The organism is Pseudomonas sp. 478 (genome assembly GCF_003254125.1).
Classification (GTDB): Bacteria; Pseudomonadota; Gammaproteobacteria; order Pseudomonadales; family Pseudomonadaceae; genus Aquipseudomonas.
On record NZ_QKZG01000004.1, the window covers coordinates 199,998 to 216,371 of the forward strand.

Consider the following 16,374-nt stretch of genomic DNA (forward strand, 5'->3'; position numbering starts at 1 on the left):
GGCACTGCCAATCTATCCGCTACAACGTGTACGAGAAATCCATTTGCACCGTTCTCGGCGCGCCCGGATAGGCGTAAACGTTGCCAAAGGCGCCTTCATCATAGTGGCTGTCGAACACATTCTTCAGGTCGAGGTTAAGCCGCAGGTGCTCGTTGACTTTGTAAAAGCTGAGCAGGTCGAACACCTCGTAGCTATCCATGGAGAAGGCATTGGCCGCGGTCTGGCCGGCGCGCTCGTCGACATACTTGGCGCCCAGTCCCAGGCCCAGTCCTTTAAGGCCACCGTCCTGAAACTCGTAGACGTTCAGCAGGCTGAAACTGTTGCGCGGAATGTTCACCAGGCGGGTGCCTGACTTCAGCACGTTGTCCTGGGTGACTTCGGCATCCACGTAGGCGTAGCCACCGATCATGCGCCACTCAGGGGTGAGGTTGCCGGCCACGTTCAGATCAAAGCCACGGCTACGAACTTCACCCGCCGCAACGCTGAAGGTCGAGTCCACCGGGTCTGTCGTCAGGACATTGCGTTTTTCGATCTGATACACCGCGGCATCCACGTTTAACTGACGATCAAGGGCCTGCCACTTGAGGCCCACCTCGTAGGATTTGCCTTCTTCAGGTTTGAAACCGCCGCCCGTTCGACTGGCACCGCTGTTGGGCTTGAAGGACCGCGCCGTGTCGGCATAGATCGCCACGGTCGGGGTCAGATCGTAGATCAGCCCCAGACGCGGGGTGACGGCGTTGCAGACCAATTGCAGGGCGCCCGCGCTTGCCGGTGATGTCGCTATAGAACGTTGCCAGTTGCACCTCCAGTTGTGCTCAGAGTACCCGTTGCTCAAGATCAGCCAGGAGGCAATCTTGGTGAGTCAGCGCCCAGATCAAAGACTGGCTTGGACTGCTGACTGATAGGGGCGCTGAGTACAGGCGCTCGACAGAGTGGAACGTTGGGATGTGCGCTTTGGGTCCAGACTGTGTGAAAACGTTTTAAAGCAAGTTTGGCAGTCAGAATCAGAACGAAAATCGCGTTCCTAAACATATTTCGGGTCTGCTGAACTAACCAAACGGTGTATTCGTTTTCACATAGCCTGGGTCATCGCGCGATTCAGCCGCTTCAGACTCGAGCGGGTGACACGATGATTTTGACGTTGTGCTCCTTGTTGTTGACCAGTTCCTCGAAGCCCTGACCCACGATCTGTTCCAACTGAATGCGCCCGGTCACCAGGGGTGTGATGTTCAACCGGCCATCAGCGATAAAAGCGATCACGTCAGCGAATTCGCCGTTATAGGCCAGCGCACCCAGCACCTGTTTTTCGGTAGCCACCAACTCGAAGAAGTTGAACTCGCTGGGCTCCTCAAAGATCCCCACCAATACGCACTTGCCGGCCTTGCGGATCAGATCGATCGCGAGCTTGGCCGTGTGTTTGTTGCCGATGCATTCGAAGCTGACATCCGCCCCGAGCCCACCTGTCAGGCGCCGCACCTCAGCCAAGGCATCGCACTCATTGGGATCGAGCACGTGGTTCGCCCCCACTTCCAGGGCCTTGGCCTTGCGTGCTGCGGACATTTCCAGAGCGATCACCTGAGCCGCACCGGCAGCCTTGGCGCACATGATGGTGCATAAGCCAATGGTGCCTGCACCGACCACCACCACGTTCTGCCCGAGCAGGCTCCCGGCTTTTTTCACCGCGTGCATGCCCACCGCCAGCGGCTCGATCAGTGCTCCGGCTTCAGCAGGGAAGTTCGCCGGCAACTTGTACAGCAGGTTGGCCGGCACGTTGACCAGTTCGGCGAAGGCACCATTGTTCATCAGCCCGGTGAAGGCCAGGTTCTCGCAGATGTTGTACAGCCCATGGGTGCAGTAGTAGCAGGTGCCGCAATGTTGGCAGGCATCGGCCGCCACCGGTTCGCCGACGCTGAAACCCTGGACACCGGCACCGAGTTCGACGATCTCACCGCAAAACTCATGACCGAGAATGCACTGGCCCTTGATCCCGGTCAGCGGGTGCGGTGCGTCGACCGGTATGAACACCGGCCCGGCCACGTACTCATGCAAATCGGACCCACAAATTCCGCACCATTGCACACGGATTTGCACCCAGCCGGCAGGCGGTGCTATGGGCAACGGAACATCTTCGACGCGGATATCATTGCGGCCATGCCAGACCGCGGCGCGCATGGTTCGTACCGGATTGATTGAAAGACTCATAGCAAAATCTCCTTGAAATCGTTGGTCCTGGCACCCCGTGAGAGGCTGCCAGGAGAAGGCGTCAGTGCTGTTGTACAAAGTCCAGGATCAATCGGTTGACCTGCTCGGCCGCTTCCATCTGCACCATGTGCGCCTGACCTGGCAGGACCTCGACCTGGGCCTTCAGCCCAGCGCTGTGGTTCACCGGAATAATCGCGTCGTCACTGCCCCAGATCAGCAACACTGGCAGCTGACCTTCCTGCACCACGTGGCGCAGATCCAGTTGTTGCCGGCCCTCGGTAAACAGGCCCGAAACCAGCATCCTCAATGCCGCGTCCACCCCTTCCAGGCGCTTGTACTTGAGCATGTCTTCGAGCATCTGCCGGTTGACCAGCTCGGGGTTGGAGAACAGTTGCACCAACTGTGGCTTGAGGGCATTGCGGTTGGTAGCCTCGACAAAGCCTTGCAGGTAATCGCCGTTGATGTCCTCGCCCAGACCGGCGCTGCCGATCAAGGTCAGGGAACGTACCCGCTGCGGAGCCAAACGCGCAGTGTTCAGCGACACCGCGCCGCCCATGGAGTGCCCCACCAGATGCGCTGAGGGAATGTCCAGGTGATCGAGTAATGCCAGCACCACTGCGCTCAGCTCATCCAGGTCTCCGCGCGCCAGTTGTTTGGTCGACTCGCCATGGCCCGGCAGGTCCAGCGCAATCACCCGGTGGCCGGCGGCTAATGCTTCGTGATTGAACATCCAGTTGTTCAGGTCACCGCCAAAGCCATGTACCAGCACCAACGGCACCCCACCTTCGCCGCGCTCGAAGTAACGGATCAACCGTCCGTCCAGCTCGACCTTTTGCGGTTTCGGCCCGCTGTCTTCTTCGGCACCGTCACCAGGCACGAACGCGGCTTGAAACTGCTCGACCACCGCATCGATTTCCGCCTCGCTGGCTTCGCCGTCGACCACGATGCCGAGCAACGCACCCACCGCCAGGGTTTCATCCTGGCGGGCGATCTGCCGACGAAGTACCCCGGAAAACGGTGCCTCGACACTGCTGGAAATTTTGTCGGTTTCGACATCCAGCACTTCGTCGCCCTTGGCGATAACCTGGCCCTCCTCCTTGAGCCAGACATCGACCCGTCCCTCGGTCATGGACAGGCCCCACTTGGGCATAGTCAGGGTATGGATCTGGCTCATGAACGCTTGCTCCACTCAATCAGCTTGAGCACGGCGCTTTCGATCTTCGCCGCGTCGGGAATGTAGAGGTCCTCCAGGGCATCAGAGAACGGCACCGGCGTGTGCGGCGCAGTCACCATCTCGATCGGCGCCTTGAGCGAGGCGAAAGCTTTTTGCGCCACCAGGGCCGAGATGTCAGTGGCCATGGAACAGCGCGGGTTGGCTTCATCGATCACCACCAGGCGCCCGGTCTTTTCCACGCTTTCGAGAATGCTGTCTTCGTCCAATGGGCTGGTGGTGCGCAGGTCGATCACCTCGCAGTCGATGCCGCGTGCGGCCAGATTGCGGGCGGCGTCCATCGCAGTGTTGACGGTGCGGCCATAGGAGACCAGCGTCACGTCCTTGCCATCACGCAGGAAGTTGGCTTCGCCGAAAGGGATGGTATAGAGCTCTTCCGGTACTTCACCCTGCATGCTGTAGAGCATTTTGTGTTCACAGAAGATCACCGGGTCATTGTCGCGGATGGCCTGGATCAGCAGACCTTTGGCGTCATAAGGCGACGACGGGCAAACCACTTTCAGCCCCGGAATGTGGGTCCACAAGGAGGTCAGCATCTGCGAGTGCTGGGCGGCGGCCCGCAACCCGGCGCCGACCATCGTGCGGATCACCAGTGGCGTGGAGGCCTTGCCACCGAACATGTAGCGAAACTTGGCCGCCTGATTGAGGATCTGGTCCAGGCAGCAACCGGCGAAGTCGACGAACATCAATTCACACACCGGGCGTACGCCACAGGTCGCGGCGCCCACTGCGGCACCGACATAGCCCAACTCCGACAATGGCGTGTCCAGCACTCGCCCAGGGAATTGGTGATAGAGGCCCTTGGTCACGCCCAGCACTCCGCCCCAGGCGTCGTTTTCACCGGGGGCACCGGCACCGCCGGCGACGTCTTCACCCATGATGAACACGCTGGGGTCGCGGCGCATTTCCTGGGCCAGCGCTTCGTTGATTGCCTGCTGATAACTGATTTTTCTCGCCATGATGAAGGTCTCGATTCTTGTTATAGGGGCGTGTTCAGGGATAGGAAACGTAGACGTCAGAGAGCAGATCGGCCGCGCTCGGTTTGGGGTCGGACTTGGCCTTACGCACAGCGCTCTCGATCAGCAGGTCGACCTCGCTGTCGATCTGGTCCAACTGGCTGGCCTGCAGCCGCCCGGCGCGAAGGGTGCGTTCGCGAAACTGCATCAAGCAGTCGTTGTGCTCGCGGAAATGCTTGACCTCGTCCGGCGCCCGATAGGTCTGGGCGTCGCCCTCAAAGTGACCGTAATAGCGAGTCAGCTTGACCTCGATCAGGGACGGGCCCTCCCCGGCCCGGGCTCGCTCCACGGCGGCACCGGCGGCTTCGTGAACGGCGAAGAAGTCGAAGCCGTCCACCGTGACCCCGGGCATGCCGAAACCGGCAGCGCGGTCGGCGATGTGATCGCAGGCCACCGACCAGTTGGAGGCCGTAGCTTCGGCGTAACCGTTGTTCTCGGCAATGAACAGGCACGGCAGATTCCACACTGAGGCCATGTTCATCGCTTCGAACACCGCCCCTTCGTTGGAGCCGCCGTCACCGAAAAACACCACCGCAACGCTGTCAGTCCCCTTGAGTTTGGCGGCCAGGGCCGCGCCTACGATCAGCGGCGCACCGGCCCCCACTATGCCGTTGGCACCGAGCATGCCCTTCTCGAAATCGGCGATGTGCATGGAGCCACCCTTGCCTTGGCAGACCCCGGTTTTCTTGCCGTAAATCTCGGCCATCATCCCGTACACATCGACGCCTTTGGCGATGCAGTGGCCGTGACCACGGTGGTTGGAGGCAATGCAATCGTCATCACCCAAGTGGGCCATGACCCCGGCGGCTGAAGCTTCTTCGCCGGCATACAGATGGACGAAACCGGGAATCTCGCCGGTCGCGAATTCCACGTGCAGGCGCTCTTCAAAAACGCGGATGGTGCGCATCACCTGGTAGGCATGCAGCAATTGATCAGCGGTCAGCTGTGTCGACATTTTTATTCTCCAGGGTGTCTTGTGATTCATGGTTCAAAGGGTGTTGCGGGTGTTCACGGCCGATGGCCAGAAGTCGTTGTTGCGCGGCATAGGCCAGGGTCGCGTTGACGTCGATGCTCAGCGGACCACCGGCATCGAGGGTGACCGTGGGCCGGTCATGGGCGTTGAATTCGATCTCGCGCTCGCCATCCAGAGCCAGGGTGCCGCTGGCCAGGCACAAACCATGAGCGACGCCGGGTTCAAGGCTTGCGGCAGCGAGTACGCCGCAGCCTTGCAACAGGCCGGGAGCCAAAGGCACCAGCAGTGCTTCTGGAGATTGCGCATCGAGGCGCATCCAGGCCCCGCCCGGAGCCTGACGTGACACGGGAAACCACAAGCCGCAAAGGGCCGAGATACCAATGGACTGAGGTTCGGCGAAGGTCACAAACACCTCGGCCAGATCGGCTCCGCGACTGATGGCCCGGGCGCCGACGAAGGGCAACGAGGACACCGCCACGTCCACCAGGGCCATCTCGCACAGGCCACGACTCGGCTCGCGCACCAGCAAGCGTTTGTTGCGGCGCAAGGCGATCTCCGGCGGGATCCGCCCACTGACAAACAGCCCGCCGGCCAACCCGGCGCTGGTGGCTTCACGCAGTTCCGGAAAGGCGTTGTTGGTGCCGGTGGACAGGGTCAGCAGCGGAATGTCGCCGACTTCGGCGGCCACCGCCTTATGAGTACCGTCGCCGCCCAGCACGGCGATCAGGGCAACGCCGCGTTCGGCCATCCAGCGCGCCGCGTGACGGGTGTCCTCGACACTTTGGCGAAGGGTCAGGTCGAGGAACTCAAGGGCCGGCCAGTGACTGCTGCGAGCCTGACGACCGTGGCTGTTTTTCAGCACGGCGGCGGCGATGCCGGTCATGTCGGTGGGCATCAGCACCCGCTCGATGCCGGTGGCGCCAAACGCAGCCAGCAAGCGCTGGATCACCGAGACCTTGTCGGTGCTGGAAAACAGCCCGGCGTTGGCGGTCAGGCGCCGCACGTCCCGACCGGATGCCGGGTTGGCGATGATGCCTACGGTCAGCGGCGCACGACTCATGACGCCACCGCGGGCAGAACAGGGAAAGGGGCTGGGCAGGACATCGGGCACCTCTTTTTATTTTTGGGTTGCCAGTCGGGCTGGTTGCCAGAGATGGAGCAAAGCCGATGCCAGATCCGCAAAAACACCTGCACAAGCCCGTCGTAGAGCGGTCCGTAGAGAACCCGAGGGTGGACGAATCAAGCCCAAATGAGACGCGTCATGTCAGGCTGCACGAGGTGGCGGCGAGACCGTGAGACGTTACGTCTCACCGCCAACCCTGGGAGAGCCGGCCCTTGTCTGCGACCAATGAACGGCGCTTAATAGCCGCACAACTAAAAGAAGATGGAACCGGAGGCCTTAATGCTTTCCGCACACTCGAAGGCGCATGTGGATTGCGTCAGCCGTGTTTTGAAAAATGCCGAACACCTGCCGCAGTTACCTGTGCCGGGCTTGATACTCGACTCCTGGCGCCGCTCCATGGAGCAACACCATCTGGACCCTGGCTCATTGCAAGGGCCACGGATCCTTTCGCAGAACGTGTTGCAGGAGTGCCGCGAGCGCTCCGAGTTGTTCCTGCGCATTGCCAGCGAAGAAGTCGCCCGCCTCCACGGTCGCGTGCGTGACGCTAACTACTGCGTGCTGCTCACCGATGCCCAGGGGCAGACCATCGACTATCGCGTGGAAACCTCCATCCGCAACGACTGCCGTAAAGCCGGTCTGTACTTGGGCACCTGCTGGTCAGAAGGCGAAGAAGGCACCTGTGGCGTGGCTGCGGTGCTGACCGCGAGAACACCGATCACGGTGCACAAACGCGATCACTTTCGCGCCGCATTCATCGGCCTTACCTGCTCGGCCGCGCCGGTCTTCGACCCGCGCGGCGAATTGCTCGGAGTGCTCGACGTGTCCGCGGTGAGTTCCCCGGACGACCGCCGCTCCCAACATTTAATCCGGCAGATGGTGGTGCAGAGCGCACGGGAAATCGAACAGGCGTTTTTCATGAACAGTGCCCAGGGTTACTGGGTGCTGCGAGCCCACAACAGCCCGGGCTATGTCGACAGCCAACCCGATTACTTGCTCGCCTGGGATGATGACGGCCGTTTGCAAGCACTGAACCCGGCGGCGCGGCAGTTGCTGCTGCAAAGCTTTGGCCAACTGCCGGAACACATCGGCCAGGTGTTCGATCAGCAGTTGTTGCATCGGGCCAGCGACGAATCGCTCTGCGTGCTTCACGGCCAAGGTGGCCACCCTGCGCTGCACGGACGACTCCGCGGGCCACGTCGGGTGAAACGCAACCCATCGCACCCGGTATTGACACCCGCCGAACTCGATCCGCGACTGGAAGAAAGCCTGCGCCTTGCAGTGCGGGTCAAAGACCGCAACCTGCCGGTGCTGATCCAGGGCGAGACCGGCTCCGGCAAGGAAGTCTTCGCCCGTCAGTTGCACCAGGCCAGCCAGCGCCGTGAGCATCCGTTCGTTGCAGTGAACTGCGCGGCGATCCCGGAGAACCTGATCGAAAGCGAATTATTTGGCTATGTCGCCGGTGCCTTCACGGGCGCCTCGAGCAAGGGCATGCAAGGTCTGCTGGAGCAAGCCGACGGCGGCACGCTGTTTCTCGATGAAATCGGCGACATGCCCCTGCCCTTGCAAACCCGCCTGCTGCGGGTTCTGGCCGAAGGTGAAGTGGCGCCACTGGGCGCTTCACGGCGCAAAGCGATCGACCTTCAGGTCATCTGCGCAAGTCACCGTGATCTGGAAGCACTGGTCGCTGCGGGCGAGTTTCGCGAGGACCTGTACTTTCGTTTGAGTGGAGCCCGCTTCCAGTTACCGCCGTTGCGCGAACGCAGTGACCGCCTGGCGCTGATCAACCGGATTCTCGATGAGGAATCGACGCTTTGCGCAGAATCCATGCAACTGGGAGGCGCGGCGCTGGAATGCCTGCTTGGCTACCGCTGGCCAGGTAACGTTCGCCAGTTACGGCACGTGCTGCGTTATGCCTGTGCGGTGTGTGATACAAACCTGATTCAGGTCAGCCATTTGCCCGAACAACTGCAAGGCCACAGGCTTAGTGGCCCAAGTTCCGGCGACACCAATGATTGCTACACGAGCCCCGAACGCCAAGCACTGCTCGATGCCTTGGTACGTCATCGCTGGAAACCCACCGCCGCCGCCAAGGCTTTGGGCATTTCCCGGGCAACTCTGTATCGGCGGGTGCATCAGCACGGTATAGAGATGCCGGGCAGAAGCCAGGTTGAATGACCTTAACAGCTAGCAAGCTGTTATCTAATTGATTTCAGAAAGAATTAATTAACATACATTTTTTTGTGCTTTTCTGACGCTTTCCAAAGCCTCTCTTTTCAATACTTAAAGTAAATGTCGCGCACAAAAAAAACCACTCATTGAGTGGCGTTTTTTGTGAATCTTGGAGCGGGAAACGAGACTCGCGTCTGGCGTCCTACCCATTGAAATCTAAGGGGTTTCTTTTATTCCTGAAGCAGGAATGGACTCACTCTTGGACTTGTTCGGCGGGCATGTCAATAACAAGAAGGACATAATCCCAAGACGTGCTCGAAAGAGTTTTTACATAGCCTCGGTCGAAAGTTTCAATCAATCCACGGTTATCTATTTCCGAATCTCAAACAACCGACATCTTCTCGGTAAGGTTCTGCTGCATATAGGCTAGAAAACGTCGCTGAAATAGCATCGTATGCTCGTGCGCCGCATGCTCGGCTTCATCGGGTTTACGGTCCGCGATGGCATTGACGATCTCATCGTGGTCTCGACCTAGTCGTGTTGCCTTGCTAGCTGTACTGATGATGTAGTCGAAGTGCAGATGCAACAGGCGCTGGCCCTCACCCAACAGCTTTTCGTAGTAACTGATGAAATACGGATTTTTCCCGGCTTCAGCGATCGCCATGTGAAAGGCCTTGTTGGTCTCGGACATGGCCTGAAAGTCTCCGGTACTGACCGCATGCAAATAAGCTGCGTCGGCCGCACGTATACGCACCAGATCATCTTCAGTGCGCTGCAGGGCCGCAAGCCTTGTCACCGCGCGCTGAATCAGGTCCAGGGCGGAAATATAATTGGGGAATTCTTCGATTTCGAAGGGCGTCACCAACAACGTGCGGTTCGGCAGAATGGTGACCAACCCTTCGCTGATCAAACGGGCAAGCGCATCTCGCACTGGAGACCGGGAAAGACCGAATTGGGCGGCTAAGGAGACCTCGTCCAGCGGCATGCCCGGCTTGAGCTTCAACGTCAGGATCTGCTTGCGCAACTCTTCGTAGATATAGCGACCGCCATGGCGTTTCGCACCACTGGCGACTTCAGTCGTTTCTTTGCTCATAAGGTCATATTCTCAGCGGTGCAGGCCAGTTATCCGACCAGCCTGCAACTTTAACACCCACCTAGGGATAGTTAAAAACCTTCACCCCAGGTATCGCTTAGCATGAAGCCTTCTGCCAGGGGATCGTCCGGGTCGACCCCGATCTGATGTAACCCGTAGATCCAGGCCCGCCCGGTGATTCTGGGCAGAACCGCGGGTTTTCCGGCCACTTCCGTCAATCCCAGCAGTTCAACCTGAAACTCACCGCCGATGGTGGAACGTGAAATGAGCTTGTCCCCCACTTCGACCAAACCTCGTGCGCTCAAGGTCGCCAGATTGGCGGAACTGCCCGTCCCGCAGGGTGACCGGTCAACCCGCCCTGGTGGCAGCGTGGTGCAGGTCTGGTAGGTGCTTTTGTCCAGGCGATTGCGGAACATCACATACGCCACTTCGTTGAGCTCTTTGAACAACGGGTGATTAACCTTCACCTGCTGATTGATCAGGCCTTTCAGGCGAACACCCTGAGTCGCCAGTTCACGAGCGTTTTCGGGGGCAATAGTCAAACCGACTTGATCAACGTCCACCAACGCGTAATACACACCGCCGAAGGCGATATCAGCCTTGATGCCGCCGAATTCCACCGTCTGGATCGGGACGTCCAGCTGTTCGACAAAGGACGGCACCATATCGAGCGAGACGCTCCGGCAGCGCCCGTCCTCGCACAGGGCACGGGCCGTCACCAAACCGGCGGGCGTGTCGAGCACGACCGTGGTAACGGGTTCCTCCATCGGCAACATTCCGAGCTCCAGCAGTGCCGTCACCACACAAATGCAGTTACTGCCGGACATGGGATGAGCCTTGTCCGCCTGCAGCACGATGAAACCGGCCTGGGCTTCGGGCCGGGTCGGTGGCAATAGCAGGTTCACCGACATTTGCAGACAACCACGCGGCTCGAGAATCACCAGCCTTCTAAGACTGTCGTCGAGTTCGTTGATGTAATTCATCTTGTCGAGCATGGTCTTGCCGGGAATATCAATGACCCCACCGGTGATGACTTTGCCGATCTCACCTTCACAATGCACATCGGCCATTTGCAGCGTTTTTTTCCAGCGCATAACGGGCTCCTTTACTTGATGTACCAGCCCCACGGCCGTTCGCTGTCATAGCGGGTGATCTGCTTGGTTTCCAGGTAGTTGTTCAGTCCCCACTCCCCCAGTTCACGTCCGATACCGCTTTGTTTGTAACCGCCCCACGGGGCTTCGGTAAAGGTTGGTTGCGAGCAGTTGATCCAGACGATGCCCGCTCTCAGCCGCCGGGCGACGCGTTCGGCTCGCTCCAGATCTCGCGACATGACCGCAGCGGCCAGTCCGAAGCGCGAGTCGTTAGCGCTACTCAGTGCTTCAGCTTCATCGTCGAACGGACGAACGCACACCACCGGCCCAAAGATTTCTTCTTTCCAGATCCAGCTGTCCTCGGGCACGTCGGCAAAGATCGCCGGTGTCAGGAAATAACCCTTGTCGCAGTTCGCCGGGCGCATACCACCGGTGAGCAGCGTTGCACCCTCCTCCCGACCACGGGCGATGGCTTCCAGCACCTTGTCGTACTGGCCGCGGCTTACCAGCGGGCCAAGCAGCACGCCTTCGCGCATCCCATTGCCGACGCTCAGGCTTTGGGTCTGCTCCACCAAGCGTTTGAGCAAAGGCTCATACAGCTCACGCTGGACCAGCACCCGGGACGTCGCCGAACACACCTCACCCTGGTTCCAGAAAATCCCGAACATGATCCATTCGACGGCCGCTTCGATATCGCTGTCGTCGAAGATGATGAAGGGAGACTTGCCACCCAGCTCCAGGCTGATGTTTTTGATATCTCGGGCGGCGGCTTGCATGATCCTGGTGCCTGTCGGAACGCTACCGGTGAAGGCCAGTTTGTCGATACCCGGATGCTCGCTCAGCGGTGCGCCGGCCTCCTGCCCCAAACCTGTCACGACATTGAGCACGCCGGCAGGTAAACCGGCTTGATGGGCGATGTCCGCCAGTTCCAGGGCGGTCAACGGCGTCAGCTCCGATGGTTTGAGCACCATGCAGCAACCGGCAGCCAACGCTGGGGCCACTTTCCAGGCGGCCATCAGCATCGGGAAGTTCCAGGGAATGATGGCCCCGGCGACCCCCATCGGCTCCTTGCGCGCGATGGAAGTGAAGCGTTCATCGGCGAGCGAAATGCGCTGTTCACGATGCCCATCGAGGTCGTCGGCCAGGTCGGCGTAAAAGTCGAAGCAGCCCGCCGTATCACCAATGTCCCAAAGGGCTTCGGGCAGCGGTTTGCCGTTGTCTCGGACCTCCAGCTCGGCAAGCATGTCCTGGCGATCACGAATGCCACTGGCGATTGCCCGCAGAACCGTCGCTCGCTCAGCGCCGGTCATTTGCGGCCACGGACCTTCATCGAAAGCACGGCGCGCGGCGCTTACTGCCAGGTCGATATCTTCTGCCGTTGCGGCCCCGACCTGGGTGATGACCGACTCATTGCTGGGGTCGATGGTGTCAAACGTGCCACCTTTCTTCGGGCGAACCCACTGGCCATCGATATAGAGCTGATCATAGGATTTCATGCATGGTCTCCAAAAAGGGCAAAGCGCCTGGCGCTAAAAGGGCTCAAGTCCTGGGCGGGTGTGCGACCGGCGACCATGTCGGCAATCAGTCGCCCAGTCGTCGCACCTAATGTCAGGCCTAGCTGGCCGTGGCCAAACGCCAGGAACACGTTCGATAGCCTGCTGCTGCGATCAATGACTGGTTTAGTGTCGGGAAGAAACGGGCGATAGCCGACGCCGTACTCAATGTTGTCCAGTTGCAACTGAGGAAGAATTTTTCGGGCTTTCTCAAGAATGATGTCGGCGCGCTTGAAATTAGGTTCGGCATTCGGGCTGGCGAATTCGATGGTTCCGCCGATCTGCAGGCCTCGGGTCATAGGGCTGAAGCAGAACCCACCATCGGCGTAGATCACTGAGTGGCGGACTTCCACCCCTGATGTCGGCAACAGCACTTGGTAGCCGGCGATGCCAGCCAAGGGAACTTGAGCGCCGATCTGTTCGAAAAACTGCCGTGAGCCGGTTCCCGCGGCAATCACCACATGGTCTGCAGCGTAGCGTTCACCGTTGGTGAGGGTGACACCGCTAGCACGGTCGGCCACTTCATCGATGTGTTTGACCTGAGCACGTACACGAACGCCGCCCTGATCGATAAAGCTTTGCGTGAGTGCCGCGATGAAGCCTTTGGTGTCGCTGACCGCGCGCCAATCCGGAAACAGCAAGCCGTGGCTGAATTTACCCGCCAGCGAAGGTTCGAGATCCGAGATAGCGGCACGGTCCAGCACCTCGGATTTGAAGCCCAGGGTTTTGCGCAACTCAAGATGAGGGCGCTCATGATCCAGACCTGATGGTGAGTCGAACACCTCGATGATCGGTCTCTCCCCCATCAGGCTCTTGTCCGGGCACGCGTCCAGCAAGGGCGCGTAGTCCTCATAGACATGATGCGTAAGCGTCGCCATGTCCTCGGAAATTTCGACAATTTTCGAGTGCCGGGCACAGGCCAAAAATCGCAGGAACCACGGCAAAATGCCGGGTAATGCGCCGGGCCTTAACGCCAGGGGCCCTTTCTGGTCGAGCAGCCAGCCGGGTATTTTTTTCAGAATCCCCGGCTTGGACAGCGGAATAACTTCGCTGACCGCCATCTGCCCGCAACTCCACTTGGCGGTGCTGTCCCCCGCTGCTGCCGGGTCAATCAGCGTGACCGCATAACCTTCCCGTTGCAGGTACAGGGCACAACAGACGCCAACGATGCCCCCGCCCACCACAACGGCCATTTCGCGCAAGGCGGGTTCTTGTGCAGGTGAGCGCAAAGGTGTCATAGGGAAGTCTCTTGAGCAGAGGCCGGAGCGGCATAATCTTCCAGACTGAAGCCGTCCCACCAAGGTTGGGTCTCGTCGACAATAAACTCCGCGCGGCCGGTGATCCATGCCCGTCCTTCGATACTGGGACGAATCGCAGGGCGGCCATCTTCCAATTGAAGCTGCTGCGCCACACGCCCCACGAAAAAACTGCCGATCAGGCTTTCATGGCGATAGGCAGCGTCTTCGGCCATCCAGCCACGGGCAAATCGCTGAGCGACCCGGGCCGAGCTGCCGGTACCGCATGGCGACCGATCGATGAGACTGGCTCCGGCAATGACCACCGCTCGGCCCTGGGACTCGGCCGACAACGGCGCGCCTGTCCACATACAGTGTTTGACGCCTTTGATCGCAGGGTTTTGCGGGTGAATCACGTCCACGGATCGGTTGACCAGATCCTGCATTTCTCGTCCCCATTCCAGCAGTTGCTGCGGGGTGAAATGTTCACACCCCGGGTAATTGGGCTGTACGTCGATAATCGGATAAAAGTTGCCGCCGTAAGCGATGTCGACCTTCAACACCCCAAGTGGTGGGAAGTCGATAGTCAGATCACGATGCAGCAAAAAGGACGGCACATTGGTGAAACACACCGAGCTGACTTTATCGCCGCTACGGGTATAGGTGGCGTGAATCTGGCCCGCCGGAACGTCGACCACCACAGTCCCCGGTACCTTGGGTTCGATCAGCCCGGCCTCGAGCGCAAAGGTGATGGAACCCAAGGTGGCATGCCCGCACATTGGCAGGCAGCCCGATGTCTCGATAAACAGCAAGCTGAAGTCACTGTCAGCACGTATCGGCGGATAGAAGATCGTGCCCGACATGTGCGAATGGCCGCGCGGCTCCAGCATCAAGGCACGGCGCACCCAGTCGACCTCGGCCATGAAATGTTCGCGCCGTTCGCTCATGGTCGCGCCTTTAAGCTGCGGCGCTCCGGCGACGACCATGCGCACCGGCATGCCTTCGGTATGGCCTTCGATGCAGTTGAAAACGTGTCGCGTCATGTCATATCACTCCGTAGAGCCACATCGGCCGGGCGTGGCGACCGATGCGGCAAGCCCATTAACCTTGAGCCAATTCGAAGGCCTTGCGGAAGCTGGCCTTCTCTTCAGTGGTCAGTGGTTGCAGCGGCATCCGCGCATTGCCGGCGTCGAAGCCCGCCAACTCACAGCCGTACTTGACCTTCTGAATGAACTTGCCGGATTCCATGTCCGCCAATACCGGGAACAGCGAGCGCACGATGGCTTGGGCACCCGCCAGATCCCCGCTGGTGTACTGGGTGTAAAAATCGCAGACCTGTTGAGTCAGGCAGTTGGCCGGGCCGCAGATCCAGCTGGTCGCGCCCCACAGGAAGAAGTCCAGCGCCTGGTCATCGGAACCGCACGACAGCTGATAGTTGTCCTTGTAGGTGCCGCCAATTTCGATGGCGCGCAGCAGGTTACCGCTGCTTTCCTTGATGCCGATCACGCGCTCGTTGTCCTTGAAGGCATCCAGTACGCCGAAGCCAACTTCGACGTTGGTGCGTACCGGGTAGTTGTACAACACCACGTTGATATCGGGCGCTGCATCGAGAATCGCCTGGTAGTGACCGATCAGCTCTTCCTGCGATGGCAGTGCGTAATACGGTGGCGCGATCAGCAGGTTGGTGTAGCCCGCATCACAGGTCTGCTTGACCTGTTCGATGACCTCACGGGTGCAGGACCCATTGGCACCGGCAATCAGCACACCACGGTCACCCACTACTTCGCGCACGGTCGCCAGAACCTGACGCCGCTCTTCATTGGTCAGGGCGTAATACTCACCGGTGGAACCCAGCGGCACGAAACCTTTGACACCGGCCTTGAGTTGAAACTCGATAATGTTGGAGAGCATGTCGTAATTGACATTGCCGGCCTTGTCGAATGGCGTGACCAGAGCAGGCAGGATGCCTTTGAGTTGAGTCATTGAAGACACTCCACTTAAGTTGGATGACAGGGTTGGATTAGTACGCATAACGTCGCAGCATCCGCGTCTCGATCACGCCGACCAAGCGGGTCAACGGGAACGCTACGAGGAAATAGATCACAGCCACCGCCGAGAGAAACTCGACCGGGCGAGCCGTGCTGTTGGAGATGTTCTGGCCGACGAACATCAAGTCGGCGATGCCCACCGAGGAAATCAGCGCGCTCTCTTTGAACAGCGAAACCACATTGGAGAGCAGCGGCGGAATGCCCCGCAGCAAGGCCTGGGGAAACACCACGAAGATCGTCTTGTTCCACGAGGCCAGGCCCAATGCGACGCACGCATCGTGTTGTTCGCCGGGGATGGATTTCAGCGCGCCGCGAAAGGTCTCGCTGGTGATGGCGGTCATGTACAGGGTCAGCGCCAGCAGTACCGACACGTAGGGCGGCACATCGATGCCGAACACCACCGGGAAGCAGAAAAACACCCAGAACAGTTGAATCAGCAGAGGCGTGCCGCGGAACAATTCCACATAGAGACCGGCAGGTACGCTTAACCAGCGACTACGGGAAGCTCGTAGCAGGCTCAATAAAAAACCGCACAGACTGCCCAGAATGGCGCATCCCACGGTGAACGCCAGCGTCAGTGCCAGCCCTTGCAGCAAGGCCTGCCAGTAAGAGAACACCACGGTAAAATCAAGATTCATGA

The 16,374-nt window shown here is 59.6% G+C and carries 13 protein-coding genes and 2 pseudogenes; 1 reads left to right on the forward strand and 14 read right to left on the reverse strand.

Translation table 11 applies throughout. From position 1 onward, the window contains the following. Positions 1–19 precede the first annotated feature (19 nt). The 7 genes and pseudogenes from DFS28_RS10760 to DFS28_RS10785 all read right to left on the reverse strand — a co-directional run. A pseudogene (locus DFS28_RS10760) lies at positions 20–739 on the reverse strand (TonB-dependent siderophore receptor); the annotation flags it as partial. Continuing rightward, positions 735–920 (reverse strand): annotated as a pseudogene (locus DFS28_RS30820) (hypothetical protein); the annotation flags it as partial. The pseudogenes DFS28_RS30820 and DFS28_RS10760, both read right to left, overlap by 5 nt. Before the next feature lie 187 nt (positions 921–1,107). Beyond that, on the reverse strand, positions 1,108–2,172 hold the full coding sequence (locus tag DFS28_RS10765) for a 2,3-butanediol dehydrogenase (RefSeq protein WP_225607383.1): 1,065 nt from the start codon (positions 2,170–2,172) through the stop codon (positions 1,108–1,110). A 91-nt stretch (positions 2,173–2,263) separates the two neighbouring features. Then, complete coding sequence (locus tag DFS28_RS10770) at positions 2,264–3,376, reverse strand: acetoin dehydrogenase dihydrolipoyllysine-residue acetyltransferase subunit (protein ID WP_111449728.1); 1,113 nt, start codon at positions 3,374–3,376, stop codon at positions 2,264–2,266. Continuing rightward, positions 3,373–4,392 carry an alpha-ketoacid dehydrogenase subunit beta gene (locus DFS28_RS10775; protein WP_054597393.1) on the reverse strand — a complete coding sequence of 340 codons (1,020 nt, stop codon included), beginning with the start codon at positions 4,390–4,392 and terminating at the stop codon, positions 3,373–3,375. The genes DFS28_RS10770 and DFS28_RS10775 overlap by 4 nt, the downstream gene beginning before the upstream one ends. 34 nt (positions 4,393–4,426) lie before the next feature. Then, positions 4,427–5,404, reverse strand: a complete 978-nt coding sequence (locus DFS28_RS10780; RefSeq protein ID WP_111449729.1) for a thiamine pyrophosphate-dependent dehydrogenase E1 component subunit alpha — start codon at positions 5,402–5,404, stop codon at positions 4,427–4,429. Further along, complete coding sequence (locus DFS28_RS10785; protein WP_111449730.1) at positions 5,382–6,482, reverse strand: ATP-NAD kinase family protein; 1,101 nt, start codon at positions 6,480–6,482, stop codon at positions 5,382–5,384. The genes DFS28_RS10780 and DFS28_RS10785 overlap by 23 nt, the downstream gene beginning before the upstream one ends. 342 nt (positions 6,483–6,824) lie before the next feature. Here DFS28_RS10785 and DFS28_RS10790 point away from each other — a divergent pair, with 342 nt between their 5' ends. Further along, positions 6,825–8,720 (forward strand): sigma-54-dependent Fis family transcriptional regulator, encoded by a 1,896-nt coding sequence (locus DFS28_RS10790; RefSeq protein WP_111449731.1) that lies wholly within the window; start codon positions 6,825–6,827, stop codon positions 8,718–8,720. 376 nt (positions 8,721–9,096) lie between these two features. On the opposite strand, the gene DFS28_RS10795 is transcribed toward DFS28_RS10790, so the two are convergent. From DFS28_RS10795 to DFS28_RS10825, 7 genes are all read right to left on the reverse strand, one after another. Then, a complete protein-coding gene (locus tag DFS28_RS10795; RefSeq protein WP_111449732.1) occupies positions 9,097–9,807 on the reverse strand; it encodes a GntR family transcriptional regulator in 711 nt (236 codons plus the stop codon). Between the two features lie 71 nt (positions 9,808–9,878). Beyond that, positions 9,879–10,901 carry a proline racemase family protein gene (locus tag DFS28_RS10800; protein ID WP_111449733.1) on the reverse strand — a complete coding sequence of 341 codons (1,023 nt, stop codon included), beginning with the start codon at positions 10,899–10,901 and terminating at the stop codon, positions 9,879–9,881. Between the two features lie 11 nt (positions 10,902–10,912). Further along, positions 10,913–12,394 carry an aldehyde dehydrogenase family protein gene (locus DFS28_RS10805; protein ID WP_111449734.1) on the reverse strand — a complete coding sequence of 494 codons (1,482 nt, stop codon included), beginning with the start codon at positions 12,392–12,394 and terminating at the stop codon, positions 10,913–10,915. Continuing rightward, positions 12,391–13,689, reverse strand: coding sequence for an FAD-binding oxidoreductase (locus DFS28_RS10810; protein WP_111449735.1), 1,299 nt, complete (start codon positions 13,687–13,689; stop codon positions 12,391–12,393). Before DFS28_RS10810 ends, DFS28_RS10805 begins: the two co-directional genes overlap by 4 nt. Beyond that, positions 13,686–14,729, reverse strand: a complete 1,044-nt coding sequence (locus tag DFS28_RS10815) for a 4-hydroxyproline epimerase (RefSeq protein ID WP_111449736.1) — start codon at positions 14,727–14,729, stop codon at positions 13,686–13,688. The genes DFS28_RS10810 and DFS28_RS10815 overlap by 4 nt, the downstream gene beginning before the upstream one ends. A 58-nt stretch (positions 14,730–14,787) precedes the next feature. After that, on the reverse strand, positions 14,788–15,669 hold the full coding sequence (locus DFS28_RS10820; RefSeq protein ID WP_111449737.1) for a dihydrodipicolinate synthase family protein: 882 nt from the start codon (positions 15,667–15,669) through the stop codon (positions 14,788–14,790). Between the two features lie 37 nt (positions 15,670–15,706). Beyond that, a complete protein-coding gene (locus DFS28_RS10825) occupies positions 15,707–16,372 on the reverse strand; it encodes an amino acid ABC transporter permease (RefSeq protein WP_046056243.1) in 666 nt (221 codons plus the stop codon). Positions 16,373–16,374 lie beyond the last annotated feature (2 nt).

Coding starts and splice junctions, on each gene's coding strand:
- DFS28_RS10765 (WP_225607383.1), bottom strand. CDS start 2,172: ATGCGCGCCGCGGTCTGGCATGGCCGCAATGATATCCGCGTCGAAGAT.
- DFS28_RS10770 (WP_111449728.1), bottom strand. CDS start 3,376: ATGAGCCAGATCCATACCCTGACTATGCCCAAGTGGGGCCTGTCCATG.
- DFS28_RS10775 (WP_054597393.1), bottom strand. CDS start 4,392: ATGGCGAGAAAAATCAGTTATCAGCAGGCAATCAACGAAGCGCTGGCC.
- DFS28_RS10780 (WP_111449729.1), bottom strand. CDS start 5,404: ATGTCGACACAGCTGACCGCTGATCAATTGCTGCATGCCTACCAGGTG.
- DFS28_RS10785 (WP_111449730.1), bottom strand. CDS start 6,482: ATGAGTCGTGCGCCGCTGACCGTAGGCATCATCGCCAACCCGGCATCC.
- DFS28_RS10790 (WP_111449731.1), top strand. CDS start 6,825: ATGCTTTCCGCACACTCGAAGGCGCATGTGGATTGCGTCAGCCGTGTT.
- DFS28_RS10795 (WP_111449732.1), bottom strand. CDS start 9,807: ATGAGCAAAGAAACGACTGAAGTCGCCAGTGGTGCGAAACGCCATGGC.
- DFS28_RS10800 (WP_111449733.1), bottom strand. CDS start 10,901: ATGCGCTGGAAAAAAACGCTGCAAATGGCCGATGTGCATTGTGAAGGT.
- DFS28_RS10805 (WP_111449734.1), bottom strand. CDS start 12,394: ATGAAATCCTATGATCAGCTCTATATCGATGGCCAGTGGGTTCGCCCG.
- DFS28_RS10810 (WP_111449735.1), bottom strand. CDS start 13,689: ATGACACCTTTGCGCTCACCTGCACAAGAACCCGCCTTGCGCGAAATG.
- DFS28_RS10815 (WP_111449736.1), bottom strand. CDS start 14,729: ATGACGCGACACGTTTTCAACTGCATCGAAGGCCATACCGAAGGCATG.
- DFS28_RS10820 (WP_111449737.1), bottom strand. CDS start 15,669: ATGACTCAACTCAAAGGCATCCTGCCTGCTCTGGTCACGCCATTCGAC.
- DFS28_RS10825 (WP_046056243.1), bottom strand. CDS start 16,372: ATGAATCTTGATTTTACCGTGGTGTTCTCTTACTGGCAGGCCTTGCTG.